Here is a 13680-nt window from a genome sequence, read left to right on the forward strand (position 1 = left end):
GTTCGCGCCTTGAACGGATACCACGTGATGTCGCCTTTTCCGATCACACTGTCATATGTTTCCGACGGACTCGACCAACCATCGGATCGCATTTGCTGCTACGCCTTGCGTCACGGAAAGCCGACGTCGGCGAAAAGAATGTCACGTCTATTTCTTACGACCTGGAAGGCTATGAGATCAAGCTCGCAGATCGTTGGCAATCACGCCGGGATGCACGGGCATGCATATAGCCATCGCGTAGATCAACTGAGTGCCGGCTACGCTTCAATCGCAAACGACGGATGTCAGAGTCACAGCGACGTCAAGATGAGAACGACCTTGCCGAGCGTTTTCTCAGCCCGACTGCAGAAAAGCCTGGCGAAACATTGGGAGTTGAAATGAGCAAGCAAGCAGTAGTTGTGGTCGACATGCAGAACGACTATTTTGCCTCCGGCAAACTGCCACTCGTAGGCATCGAAGATGCCGCCCGCAGCGCCGCCAGTGTTATCGCTGCGGCCCGCAATAATGGCGTGTCGGTCATTCATATTCGGCACGAGTTTCCGGATGCCGACGCACCCTTCCTCGTTCGAGGTTCGCCCGGGGCTCAGATACACCGTTCTGTAAGGCCCATCAGTGGGGAGCCAGTTATCCGCAAGCAATACGCTAACGCGTTTCGAAATACTGCCTTAAAGCAGATACTCGACGACGAAGGCGTCGAGGCAATGGTGATCGTAGGCGCCATGAGCCATAAATGCATCCATGCGACAACTCGTGCCGCACTCGACCTTGGCTACAAGACCACCGTCCTGCACGCTCTTTGGTTCTTTGAGCGGCAAGACCCGCTCCTACTCAGGCGCATTCAGGCGAACGGATGCCCTAATCAATCTCGCCGCGTGCCGTCAGCCTCTATTACATGGCACCGCGGCGTCACTGCGACGGAGGGCCTTATGAGTTGTCACACGGAGTCCTGCCCTCGTCCGCATATAGAGTCCGACGCCACATCGCGATATCTCCCAGCCGACCTGACCGGTTTAGGGTTGTGTTTTACACCCGCCCGAGAGAAGACCGGGTAGGTCACACGCGCTGCGATATTTCGGGAGGGCTGGTCGTCCCAGTAGAGAGGCACCCGCGGGCGATCAATTTCTGATTACCCCCGAAACCAAGGGGAAAGCAACCCACGCTCGCGGCGTTGCCGCAACAACTGACGACGCGCGCCATGTCACGGACGCGGCAACAAAATCAGACTCGGTGCACCGCCAGGTCCAGCAGGGTCCGGATTGCCGAACGCAGGCAGACTGCCGTCGGCACGGGCCTGGGCAATTTCCGCCCGTACCTGAGCACGTGTTTTTGGACCGCTCTCCGGTTGCAAGAGCGTGCCACCGGTGGCTCCGAGTTGAGATGCCAATGGCGACGATGTCGGGGACGCGCGCGCTGTCGGTTCAGATGGCGAGCCTGACGGTAGCGGTAAAACCGGCTGAGCCGGTGCTTTCACCTCAGCAGAATCAGAATTTAGTGATCCGACAGAAATCCCCTCACCTGAGCCGGCCGTTTTCGCACCCGAAGTGCTTGCGGCACTGCCGGCGGCAACGGCTGATTCAGAATCGCGCCGACTTTCCGCATACGTAGAGGTAGGATTCGAGGCTCCACGCGGAGCCGCGTGAGGTCCATAAGCACGGCCGGTTTGTCCGGAACCCGCCAACGACGTTCGTGCCGATTTGGGGCCCTGCTGCGCCGCCCTGTTAGCCCGCGCCGAGGCCGGCGCAGGCTGCATCTGCGCCACTGGTGCCTGCACATTGCCTGGCGGCGCAAGCACCTGATCCTCGCCCTTATTCGCGGTACGCGCGGCCTCTGGTTGCGATTGCGCGGTGGTAAGGTCATTGTTCTGCAGACTATTGCGCACCGCGTACGTTTGACCGGCGATAGCCGTCGAATCATCGGGTACTACAGCCGGTTTGGCAGTCACGGGGCCTGTTCTCGTATCGCCGCGTGGAGGCTGCGCTCCTTCGTTATCGCGTTCAAGGGCGAGTTTGTGCGGCGACAACCAGCTATGGCCCAATTGCGAAAAGCTCACCGCAATCGCAACCGCGCCAATAAACAGGCCCGTGAGAGCAATTTTGTTCGGTTGGTTAATCATGAACTCTCCTCTTGAATCGCGACAGTGCGTTTTTGCGGTATCGCCGCGCCCGAATCCTCAGAGGGTTCACGGCGGATTCCATCAACTAGTTCCGCCACAACGATGTGAGTTCGGCCGTACAGTCGTATACGAAAGCAGAGGCAAACTGGATGCCTGCTAGCCGCTATTTTTATCTCCGAACTACATTCGTCGCGTATGCACTGTTGCCCGAAAAATCACGCTTGCCGCCCGCTTTTCCTACGACGATTCAAGAGCACCTCTAATTCATTCGCACGCGACCGCACCCAGCGAAGCTTCGCACCTGAGCGACAGACAGACACAACTTGCATGCAGGCAGTGTCGCGTCGTTGTCAGTTTGACGCTCCCTGTGATTCACGGATTTATACGAAGCGCGCACTCTGCGCGCGAGGTCCGAACCCGATCAACTGCATCGCTATACTTATGGCACATTCGGGTTTTAAGAAATCGCCATGGCAGACTCACGAATCTTGCTGCGCCACGCTTCAGCAGACGACGCGGCGACCATCGCCAGATTGCATACTTCGAGCTGGCAGATTGCGTACCGCGACATCTTGCCCGCACAGTACCTCGATGCAGAAGTGCTGCAAGAACACAAATCGCATTGGGCAACTTATATGGCCCAGCCGACGGAGAGTCGCAGCCTCGTTCTCATAGCCGAATTCACCGGGAAGCCGGTCGGATTCGTAAGCGCGGAAAAAATGCCGGACTCACCATACGGTGTATTGCTGGACTGTCTTCATGTATTGAAGCCTTTCCAGGGCCACGGCGCGGGAAAGCTCATGATTGAAGCCGTCCGTATGTGGGCGCTAGACCTCGGGGAAACTCACCTGCATCTGTACGCGCTCGAAGGCAACCGGCGGGCAATCGACTTCTACGAACGCAACGGCTGGCAATTCGCGGGTGTCGAATCCAGCTACATCGGCAAAACGCCCGTCGTCGATCGTCGGTACGTCATCCGCGCATAGCGCCCTTCACTGTTCTCCCGCTGATAACCATCGCTAAAGAATCGCTCCCGGCTTGCCGATATCTCATTGTGCGGCATTCGCCTCATACATGCCGCCTGAATGAATCGGCGGGCTAAGCGCCGGGTTGCCGGTTTAATTTCGTGGTGAACATTCGAACAAAATGAAGCTAAAGACCGGTTTCTATGGGGTAGTGCTGTTTTTCACAGTAGCAGGCGCACATGCACTCGACATGCGCAGCGCGCAGCCTGTTGCGCCCGAATCGGAAGCGCCGAAAACCGCAACGGCCAATCCTGCACCGGCTGTAAGCAATGAGCGTCTCCGCCAGTTCCTCAGTCAGGCTGGAGTCGATCCCGACTCGGAAAACGGGCGTTTGCTGGTGGCGTTGCTGACGCGGATTGCGGCCAACGCGGAGTATCGCGACAGGTTCACGAAGCAAAGCATGTTCGGCGACCATCTATCGCCCGACGATCGCATGCGGGTGTTGCACCTGATGAAAGACATGGCGCAAACACAGAAGAGCGATTGCGATGCCCTCTCCGCCAACGGGCGCGACTTCGTTCTGCTAGCAAAAACGCTATCTCCGCATGGCTTCAAAGATGTGCTGGATATCCTGGAGATTTCGATCGGTCACAGCGTTCCCGACCCGGACGACGAGCGATACACCACTGCGGAGCTACTGGCCGCTGACGTGGAACTCGAATCGGCGCTCGAAGCAGCACCGACGCCGCAATCGACGGCGAAAGCTAAGCCCAATTTCTGCGAAATGCTGAGCACGGATGTGGACGCGATCGATGCAATGCCACAGGCATCGCGTCAGCGCGCAACGTACGAGTTTTTCCAGGCTATCGCCCAAATGCCGTCGGCGCGCGCGACGGTGCTGGCCGACCCATCCGCCTACCTCGACGACATGTTCGACGAGCGGCGCCTGCCCGATCCGATTCGCCGGAAGTTGCCGGAGAACGGGAGCCGCCGTTTGCCTTACGCGCGTCTCGTGATCGACGCCGAGTGGCGGCATCAATCGAAACCGAACGAGCCGTCTCCGTTCAAGGATACGTACGTGAACCGCCGTAATAATGGCGTGCTTGCCGAACTGGTTACGCCGGGCGCGAACGCGGACGCTACCCGGCAGAACTGGTCTGACTTCTATCTGAGTTACGGCGTCGCGGACCTGCTGACGCAAGACGTCGGGCCGAAACTGACTCCGCTCGGCACACTGAGCGACGACACCGCTATTGCGGTCGCGAGTCAGCCGCTTCTTGAAGGGCATAGCATCAAGTTCCCCGTTCCTCTGCCTTCAGAGGAAGGCGAGAGCGCCAGAACCTGCGAGGTCGGCAAAACCGTTCCCGCATCGACTGTCTTCAAGTCGTTCGACGGAGAAGCGGTCGAACTGCATTGCACATTCGTGAAGAAAAACGGCAACACGGAGCACGTCGACGTCGCGTTGCTCGCGAACTATGGCATCCCATGGTGGACATCGTACGACGACGAGGACGGCCACACTGACATCGTCATCAGGAACGTCACCATCCAGCGGCCATGAGGGCGCGACGCATGACACGCGAAGGCGCGCGTCGCGATGTCGGCACGTTGCTGCTCGCTGCGATCGCGGCACTGCCCATCACGACGAAGGCGTTGCCGGCGCCGCCGCGTACAGAGCCCGCCGTGCTGTTTTCCCGCACCGGGTTTCCAGCCGCAGTTCCACGGCTCGCCACCGAAGACGGAACGACGCCTTGTGCGCTGGTGTTCGACTATCGATTCTGGAGCACGTCGCCCCTCGACAAGCCGAAAGACGAACGCGCGCGTTGCGAGGACGAAGCCACGCACGGCAACCTCAACGCGCGAGCCCTGTATGGCCAGATGATGACATACGGCTATGGCGGACAGGCCGACAGCGTTCGAGGTATCGCAACGCTCAAGTCGGCGGCGCTCGACGGCTCGCTTCTCGCGCGCCGCATACTCGGAAACGTCTATCGCGACGGCACCGCGGTTCCTCAGGACTATGCCGTGGCGCGCGAGTGGTTCGAATTGGCCGCCGCGCGAGGCGATGCGATCTCGGCCGATGCTCTGGGTGCCATGAGCGCGAATGGCGAGGGTCAACCGGTCGACAATGGCGCCGCTTACCGGTACTTCGTCCAGGCCGCCGAGGCAGGCTCGACGAACGGTGCGGCTAACGCGGCGCAATTCGCTGCGTTCGGGCGCGGCGTGCCGCAAGACCCCGTGGTCGCAGCTTCGTGGATGATCCGCGGCGCAACGGGCGGCGATGCGAGCGCCCAGCTCCAGCTCGGCATCGCGTTGTTGCGCGGCGCCGGCGTGCCGCGCGATCCTGCAAACGGCATTGCGTGGTTGCGCACGGCCGCGCGCCAAGGCAACACCGCCGCAGAGGCGGTGCTGGGCGATGCGTATCTGGAAGGCGTAGGTGTGCCACGTGACGCGCGCAGCGGATTCGTTCTGATGTTGCGCGCCGCAACGCGGGGTATGGTCTACGCGCAGCGCAGGGTGGGCGACCTCTATGCGTCCGGCACAGGTGTCGCAAAGAACGATGTCGAGGCGCGCGAGTGGTACCGGCGGGCATCGCTTGAAGGCGATGCCGCCGCGCGCGCCGCACTCTCCGTCCTCTACCGCACCGGCCGTGGCGGCCCGGTCGACCTGGAAGCAGCGCTCGGCTGGTTGCTCAGCGCGGCAGATGCCGGGTTGGCCACGGCACAGAACGATCTTGGCGTGATGTACCGCGAAGGCTGGGGCACCCACAAGGATTCCGCCGAAGCGCGTAAGTGGTTCCTAAAAGCGCAGGCGCAGGGACTCGCTGTCGCCTCACTCAATCTCGCGGCGTACGCACTGCATGGAGAAGGCGAGCCGGTCGATCTCGTCAAGGCGTTCAATCTGGCCAGCCAGGGCGCCGAGCGCGGCAGCGCCACCGCGGCGGTCACGGCTGCCGCCATGGCGTGGCAGGGGCAAGGCACGCCCGTCGACAAAGCCCGGGCGATACGCTGGTACCGCTTCGCCGCGGACCATGGCAACGTGGAGACCGCACGCTGGATCGGCAATCAATATCTGTCAGGCACCGAAGTACCGCGTGACGAGTCTCTCGGGCTGCATTACCTGACGGTCGCGACGAACGCAGGCGATGCGGCGGGCAGCGTGTCCCTCGGCGGCTATCTGACAGAGCATCATCAGTCGTTGGCCGGAATGACAGGTGTCGAGTGGCTCGAAGCGGCTGCCAGGCGCCGGGTTCCCGCTGCTTATGGCGCACTCGGCTATACGTACTCGCTCGGCCTCGCTGGCAAGCAGGACGCAGGCGTCGCGCTGAACTGGTTCTCCCAGGGCGCACAACTCGGCGATCCGGCGTCGCAAGCATGGCTTTGCAGCGCATACGCGTCTGGAAACGCGAACGTGCAACGTCGTCCCGACTATGCGGCGCGCTGGTGTCAGAGCGCCGCACGCACCGGCAACGTGATGGCGATGAAAGCGCTCGCCGACAAGGCCAACGGCATCGGCAACGACACGGACCGTGCGTACTGGCAATGGAAAGTCGCGGCGCAAGGCGACGCGAAATACCAGTCGATGCTCGGCGACCGCTACGATCTCGGCGAAGGCGTCACGCCCGATCTGTCGGCCGCGACATATTGGTTCCGGCGTGCGGCGGAACAGGGCAACCCATCGGCTCAAACTTCGCTCGCCTGGCACCTCTTCACGGGTTTGGGCGGCCGCGCCGACGAATACGAGGCCCTCACGTGGGCATCGAAGGCGGCACCCGCCGACGCCGAAGCGAAGCGGATGGTAGGCGTTGCTTATGCCTATGGGCGTGGTGTCGGGCGCGATCCGGACGCGGGCCGCGCCTGGCTTGAAAAAGCGCTGGCTGCAGGCGACGACTGGGCAGCCAGCGATCTCGCTACCGTGTACGAAATCGGGCCGCTCGCGATGCGCAACCCCACGCGAGCGATGCAACTGCATCGGCAAGGCGCGCGAGGCGGCGCTGAGCAGTCGCAGATTGCGCTCGCTTTGCATGCGTTGGCTGCCGGCACGGAAGCCGGGCTCGCTGGCAATGAGCGGCGCTGGCTGATTCCAGCCGACGCGGCGTCGAACCTGTGGCGCAACGAGTCGCTCACGCCCGCCAGCGAACTGCGCCAGCGCTGGGATGGCTTGTCTTGCCTGAGCGAGGCGTTGCTGGGCAATCCGCTCATGCAATACGACACCGGCATGCGCTTTCTGACGGGCAACGGCGTGCCGCGCGACCGGGCGCTCGGCGCCGCATGGATAGCCCGCGCGCGCGCCGGTTTCGAAGCGGGCGATGGCGTGCCGGCGTACGCCACCGCGATCAGGATCGTCGAGTCGAGACTGTCGGAACGCATGGGGGATGACGAGAAACAGCGCGCTCGTGAGATCGCTGCAAACCTGGGCATGACGGTGACAGAGTTGCGCTGAAGCGACGGTAATGCCGTTGTTGTTTCGCGCAAGCGAGCGCATTTCGGCTTCGGAACGTGAGCAGTGCTGCAGCGGCATCGACCATACAAAGAAACAGGCGCAGATCCGCGAGATCGAAATCTCATGGACTCACCAAGACCGCTTACCTTCGGTGAATCCGAAGGGTCTATCGGAAAAACCGCATTGTGCCAACTCCCGGTTGGAGGCGTAATGCGCAGCATGAATACTTTGACCATCGGATTGACCGGCCTGCTCCTTGTGACGTTTCTCGGAGCAGGTCTCGTTAAAGGCGTCACCGGAATGGGCCTGCCCACGGTTGCCATCGGCGTGCTTGGGGCCGTCATGTCGCCGCTTGCGGCGGCGGCGATTCTGATCATTCCGTCCTTCGTCACCAACGTGTGGCAAATGCTGGTGGGGCGACACACATTCCGCCTGATGCGACGGCTGTGGTCAATGATGCTCTGCATCGTGGTCGGTACCGTTCTCGGGTCGCGACTGCTGGTAATCGTCGATCCCGTCTGGTCGGGCCGTACTTTGGGAATCGCGCTGATTGCCTATGCGGTCTATGCACTGCTTTCGCCGACAGTCTCAACCACGGAACGCCTCGAGCGTTGGCTTTCGCCCATCGTCGGCATCGTTACCGGGGTGGTGACTGGCGCGACCGGCGTCTTCGTGATTCCGGCTGTACCCTATCTGCAGTCTTTAGGTCTTCAGAAAGACGAGCTGGTGCAGGCTCTCGGCCTTTCTTTCACCGTCTCTACGGTTGCGCTCGCAGCAGGCTTGCTGGCCCATGGCGCATTCCGGATAGACCAGATCGGCTTGTCGCTGATGGCTGTGCTTCCGGCTCTGGTCGGCATGTGGCTGGGCTCGATTGTGCGACAGAGGATCAGCCCGAAAACCTTCCGCCGCTGCTTTCTCTTCTTTCTCGTGGTCTTGGGCCTTGAACTGGCGCTGCGTCCGTTTTCCTGAGTCCTGACCATCTGATGAAGCGTGCATGCCATGAGCCGTCTCCGTATTCCCGCCACACTTGTTGAAGAGTTCACACCATGAGCCGTATCGCTATTCCCGACATCACCTCCGCCACCGGTGCCACCGCTGATATCTATGCGCGCGTGAAGAAAATTTCCGGCGGCCGCGTGCCCAATACGTACGCCGCATTGGGACACCTTATACCGGCGTCTTTGGCCACCGTGCTCGACGCGCAAGGCACATTGAACTCGGGCGGCCTGAGCCGGAAAGAGCACGAGATCATCAAGCTGTTAATCAGTGAGAAGACCGGGTGCGACGTTTGTGTGGCCGCGCATAGCTTCGTCGGAAAACTGGTGGGTCTGCCGGTCGATGTGCTGCGTGCCATTCGCGCGGAACAGCCCACAGGTGACGCAAAGCGTGATGCGTTGGTGCGCTTCGTGTCGCTGCTGCATACCACGAGCGGCACGATCAGCGACGACGAGTTCAATGCGATCCGTGCGGCCGGCTACAGCGACCCGCAACTGGCGGAGATCGCGTTGACCATTGCGCTCGGCATCTTCACCAATACCTTCAATCGTATCAACGGCACCGACGTCGATTTTCCGTCATTCGACTAGGCCGCGCGCCCGGGCATTACCGCGATCTTGTCATGGAGACATGCAATGCCTGCATATCCTTCTCTTCTGGCCTTCAGCCTCGTTGCACTGGGCATCGCGCTTACGCCAGGACCGAACATGATTTACCTGGTCTCACGTTCGATCTGCCAGGGCCGCGCCGCGGGGCTGATCTCGCTAGGCGGCGTCGCGCTCGGATTCGTCGTCTATATGTTGTGTGCGGCGTTGGGCATTACTGCGCTGCTACTCACGGTGCCGTTTGCGTACGACGCATTGCGCTTCGGCGGCGCGCTTTATCTGCTTTGGCTTGCGTGGCAAGCGGTAAAGCCGGGCGGAGATTCACCGTTCCAGGTACGCGATCTGCCGGCGGACAGCCCGCGCAAGCTGTTCATGATGGGCTTTGCGACGAATCTGCTGAATCCGAAAATTGCAGTGCTCTATCTTTCTCTGCTGCCGCAGTTCATCGATCCCCGCGCCGGTAGCGTGTTGGGACAATCGCTCGTACTCGGCTTTGTGCAGATTGCGGTGAGCATCAGCGTGAATGCACTGGTCGCAATGACTGCGGGGTCGATCGCCGGATTTCTCGCGCGCCGGCCTAAATGGTTGGCAATACAGCGCTGGATGATGGGAACTGTATTGACCAGCCTGGCCATTCGGATGGCGACGGAAGCGCACCGATAGGGGATTTAAATAGCCGGCACGCAATTCCGGCGATTTTGTTGTCGCTCGCGGCCAGCATTGCGCTGGCCGCTGTGATCTGCTCCGACAAGAAACCATAACGAATCGTCGAGCTGATCTAAGCCTTTCTGAATGATTCGCTTGCGACGGCCGCTCGGCTACAAGGTCTGCGCTGCGCCCCCGAGATGCGCAAGCAACTTCTGCATCGGCTTCGACAGCGAGTGCCATTGCCGGAAGCAAAGACAAAGCCGCCTGTGTGCCCAGTTATCGCTGATCGCGGTCATCTTGAACGGATATCTGCGTCGATAATGCCTGGCCACTGACAGTGGAATGATCGCTACCCCCACGCCCTGCGACACCATCTGACACACGCCCTCAAAGCCCTTCATACGGATACGGAATTCCAGCCTCTTGTGCAGATCGGCAGCGAGCTCGTCGATATGGTCCTGAAGCGTGCTTCCGGTTTCCAGACCAACGAAGTGTTCATCTGTGACATCTGCAAAACAGATTGCCTTTGATTCTGCGAGTCTGTGCGCAACAGGAACAATCAGGACGAGATGGTCATTCGCGACCGGCTGGATAGTGACGCCTGTGGGGTTAATCGCATCCGATATCACGCCCGCTTCGGCCAGGCCCGCGGCGATCATCTTCACGATCTCCGCACTCCTACGCTCTCTCAGATCAATGTTCAGGCGCGGACGCTGAGCCAGCCACGGAGCGAGTCGTTGCGGCAGGAGGCCCATCAACGCTGCCGTGTTCGCGTACAACAGCAGCGTACCTCGCGCTCCAGCACCGAAGTCACGTAGCTCTCCCTGCAACAGGCTGTGCTGTCGAAGTATCAGACGCGCGTGATGCGCTAACGCCTCTCCTGCTTCGGTGGTTACCACCCCCGTGCGGCTTCTTTCAAGCAGACGAACACCAGCGTCCGACTCGATGTTACTGATCCGCTCGCTTGCCGACGCCAATGCGAGATTTGCCTGTCGAGCCCCGGCTGTAATGCTGCCAGCATCGACCACACAAAGAAACAGGTGCAGGTCTACGAGATCGAATCTCACACATTCACCCGGGACTGATTTCCTTCGGTATATCCGAAGGCCGCATCGGAAAAACCACATTGTGCCAGCTTCTGGATGCATATGTAATAGCCGCCATGCATACGCTGAACATTGATGTTGTGCCGTGCGATGAACACTCCGCCCATTGAATTGATCTGCCTGCTGCTTCGGGCCGATCACCACTTCAAATCAGACCAACCGGTAGAGCGACCTGGAGAACCAGATCGCGGGCGCTGAGCATTAGATGTCGATCGGGCTTAACCGAGGCATTTCCTGCAACGATAGAGAAGGTACTTGTGTGCCTGGACTTTCCCATTCATACATAGGATTGCAAATGACAAATCAGATTACCGTGAATAATGCAGTCATCGAATGCATCTTGAGTCGTACCGCCGTCAAGCACTTTGACTCCTCCGCGACCTTAAGTGACGACGTCATCCGCGATCTGGTGCGAATCGGCACCACCGCGCCAACGTCCTTCCACTTGCAGAATTGGCGTTTTATCGCTGTGCGCTCGCCCGAGGCAAAGGCTCGGCTGCGACCGATTGCATGGGATCAGCCACCGGCTACTGAAGCGGCTGTTATCTTCATCGTCTGCGGCCAGTTGGTCGAGACCAATGTTTTACCGCAGCGTCTGGCTCCGGTGGTACGAGCGGGCATCATGCCGCCAGGCATGGTGTCAGAGTGGGAAATGCTGGCTCGCGATCTGTACATGGCGAACCCGCAGCAACGGCGCGACGAGACAATACGTACTGCAACCTTCGGCGCCGCGGCGATAATCTATGCGGCCCGCTCGCTTGGCCTCGGTACGCTTCCGATGATTGGCTTTGATGCCCCCGACGTGCACCGCGAGTTCGGACTGACCAAGGACGAATTTCCCGTCATGCTATTAGCTGTCGGCCCTGAGGGTCCGGGAAATTGGCCCCAGAAACCGCCCCGCCCCGTGGACGATGTATTGAATCTTGTATAGGCCCGCCGCTCATAGTGAGCTCACGGAATAACTAACCGCCTCGAAGCAGGAAGCCACATAAGTTATATCCTGATTGAAGGCTTGACCTGCTTCGACGCGCACCGCGCAGCGTTGCAACCAGTTCCCAATCCATATTCGATGTCCGCTATACGCTGACCTTCGAACGTCGGGGAGCACTGGCTGAGTGTTCCGTCATGGCCGACTACCGCCCGGCGCCGAGGGGTCGTAGCCGACCCCTGAATGGACTGACAGCATGACCAAAAGGGTCCGCAACAACGACTATATCGATCCGGCTTTCCTCAATCCCACCGAACACGATAAGCAAGAAACTACACAGACGCCATGATCGGCCCCAATGCCTCGTTGATGCGTGCCATCTGCCGATCTGTAATCAAGCTCTTCAGCCTGTTCGCGAACCGCGGTTCAAGCACGCCCGACGCGATGTATTGCCAACGATAAGCCGCCAGAATGCCCGCGGCGATCGCCTTCTGTTCGTCCGCGCTGAGTGCAGATTCGAGGCGCCCGACAAAATACTCCGTGTCGGCCTGCGCCTGAATCTGGACAACGCCATCGACCGCCCCTACGAGTGCGATCAAATCGTCGACCGCCGAATCGCGCGCAGCATCGTCGATGCGCCCGTCCTCGCGCTCCCACTCCAGTTCATCGATAAGTGCGTGCTGCGATTCTTCCTTCCAGTGATACAGGAACACATCCTTGTAGAGCGGCGACAGTTGCTCGTCCGCAGCGATGCTTTGCCGATAGTGGATCTGCGAAAAGATCTCGATATGGCAGGTCAGTGCGAGGACACTCCACGTCGATTTGCCGAGGATGACCGTCGCAACCTCATCCGGATCCGGCAGGAATCGATATCCGTCGGGCATCGCGGCCGCCGCAAGCCTATCCATGCGACGAAACAACTCCTGGTGCTTCAATTCCTCGTCGGTGACGCGAACGATGGCTTCAAGCGCGATTTGATCGCCCAGAGCATGATCACGGCCAATTTCGAGCATTTTCGCGCCAATGAAGCGCTCGACGAGGCGAAACATGTTGGCGTAGGTCCGGCCTTGAATCTGTGAAAGCATGCGCTGTTCATCGGGATTCAGGAACGTCAACCGATCGGCCCTCGAAAGGCCATCCGGCATAAACTTGTGCGAAGGATCGAGCGAACGGTTACGGATCACGTCGCGATCGATATCCCAGCGGACTCGCCTGGAGGCTTCGATGCACTTTTCGTAGCGTTCAGTTCTTTCGTCCTGCTGGGCCAGATTCATGTCGATATTCCTGTCGTGAAGGGAAGAAGCCTTGGCACGCCGGTGACGCGTTGAGCGTTGTCGACTCCAGCCACCATCGCGGACATAGGAGCCGCGCTTCCAACGCCTGGAATTGATCCGCATCCGGATAACACCAGCACAAGACCTCTCCCTCCGTAACACTCGGTCGCAGGGCTTTATTCCGGTCGAATATCGCCGGTCGAACTCCTTGCGGAACCGGAACCGGTACCGAGGCTGATCTGCATTTCGCGCCGACTCGTACCGGGCGTGGCAGCCATTCGCCAACGGACGCGTTTTGTCGAACGGGTCGATCAGATCCCCCGAGCAAGCTCTGCTTCGGGCAGCAGAGGACTTGTCAGTACGACGCCTTGAGCACGAACCGCTGCGTCGATCGGCATCACGTCAGCGAAGGTGCACTTTACGAGGCCGAACGAGATCGCCGCTTCCAGTGTCAGCGTCGTCGGAATCGCGAGGGGTTGCAAGTCCCGCCAGTGCGGCGCGACCGTCGACTGCCTGGGGATGCTTATGGTGCGGTCTGGCTCATTATCCTTGCAACTTCAGCCCGCGCCGTCTGCTTGAGAGGGCCGTCTTGTTGAGCAGCC

General features: G+C 60.1%; 11 protein-coding genes. 8 read left to right on the top strand and 3 right to left on the bottom strand.

All coding sequences use genetic code 11. From position 1 onward, the window contains the following. Nucleotides 1-281: 281 nt before the first annotated feature. Entirely contained in the window at nucleotides 282-1052 is a 771-nt protein-coding gene (locus ACYVNQ_RS37465; protein WP_460910878.1) for a cysteine hydrolase family protein, read from the top strand. 146 nt (nucleotides 1053-1198) lie between these two features. Here the strand turns inward: ACYVNQ_RS37465 and ACYVNQ_RS37470 are convergent, their stop codons facing one another. Beyond that, on the bottom strand, nucleotides 1199-2113 hold the full coding sequence (locus tag ACYVNQ_RS37470; RefSeq protein ID WP_460910881.1) for a DUF4148 domain-containing protein: 915 nt from the start codon (nucleotides 2111-2113) through the stop codon (nucleotides 1199-1201). Between the two features lie 470 nt (nucleotides 2114-2583). Between ACYVNQ_RS37470 and ACYVNQ_RS37475 the strand changes: the two genes are divergently transcribed. From ACYVNQ_RS37475 to ACYVNQ_RS37500, 6 genes are all read left to right on the top strand, one after another. Further along, complete coding sequence (locus tag ACYVNQ_RS37475; protein WP_460910885.1) at nucleotides 2584-3099, top strand: GNAT family N-acetyltransferase; 516 nt, start codon at nucleotides 2584-2586, stop codon at nucleotides 3097-3099. 229 nt (nucleotides 3100-3328) lie between these two features. Beyond that, nucleotides 3329-4639 carry a hypothetical protein gene (locus ACYVNQ_RS37480; RefSeq protein ID WP_460910888.1) on the top strand — a complete coding sequence of 437 codons (1311 nt, stop codon included), beginning with the start codon at nucleotides 3329-3331 and terminating at the stop codon, nucleotides 4637-4639. 11 nt (nucleotides 4640-4650) lie between these two features. Then, on the top strand, nucleotides 4651-7521 hold the full coding sequence (locus ACYVNQ_RS37485) for an SEL1-like repeat protein (protein ID WP_460910891.1): 2871 nt from the start codon (nucleotides 4651-4653) through the stop codon (nucleotides 7519-7521). Nucleotides 7522-7740: 219 nt separating this feature from the next. Continuing rightward, complete coding sequence (locus ACYVNQ_RS37490; protein ID WP_460910895.1) at nucleotides 7741-8490, top strand: sulfite exporter TauE/SafE family protein; 750 nt, start codon at nucleotides 7741-7743, stop codon at nucleotides 8488-8490. Nucleotides 8491-8567: 77 nt separating this feature from the next. After that, complete coding sequence (locus tag ACYVNQ_RS37495) at nucleotides 8568-9107, top strand: carboxymuconolactone decarboxylase family protein (protein ID WP_460910898.1); 540 nt, start codon at nucleotides 8568-8570, stop codon at nucleotides 9105-9107. Nucleotides 9108-9152: 45 nt separating this feature from the next. Next, nucleotides 9153-9785, top strand: coding sequence for a LysE family translocator (locus tag ACYVNQ_RS37500; RefSeq protein WP_460910902.1), 633 nt, complete (start codon nucleotides 9153-9155; stop codon nucleotides 9783-9785). Nucleotides 9786-9940: 155 nt separating this feature from the next. Here ACYVNQ_RS37500 and ACYVNQ_RS37505 read toward each other — a convergent pair whose 3' ends face one another. After that, complete coding sequence (locus ACYVNQ_RS37505; protein ID WP_460910905.1) at nucleotides 9941-10837, bottom strand: LysR family transcriptional regulator; 897 nt, start codon at nucleotides 10835-10837, stop codon at nucleotides 9941-9943. A gap of 334 nt (nucleotides 10838-11171) precedes the next feature. On the opposite strand from ACYVNQ_RS37505, the gene ACYVNQ_RS37510 reads away from it, so the two are divergent. Continuing rightward, nucleotides 11172-11807: a nitroreductase family protein gene (locus ACYVNQ_RS37510; protein ID WP_460910908.1), complete on the top strand. Its 636-nt coding sequence runs from the start codon at nucleotides 11172-11174 to the stop codon at nucleotides 11805-11807. Between the two features lie 329 nt (nucleotides 11808-12136). Here ACYVNQ_RS37510 and ACYVNQ_RS37515 read toward each other — a convergent pair whose 3' ends face one another. Beyond that, nucleotides 12137-13078 carry a hypothetical protein gene (locus tag ACYVNQ_RS37515; protein WP_460910910.1) on the bottom strand — a complete coding sequence of 314 codons (942 nt, stop codon included), beginning with the start codon at nucleotides 13076-13078 and terminating at the stop codon, nucleotides 12137-12139. Nucleotides 13079-13680: the final 602 nt, after the last annotated feature.

This window comes from Paraburkholderia jirisanensis (assembly GCF_054782355.1).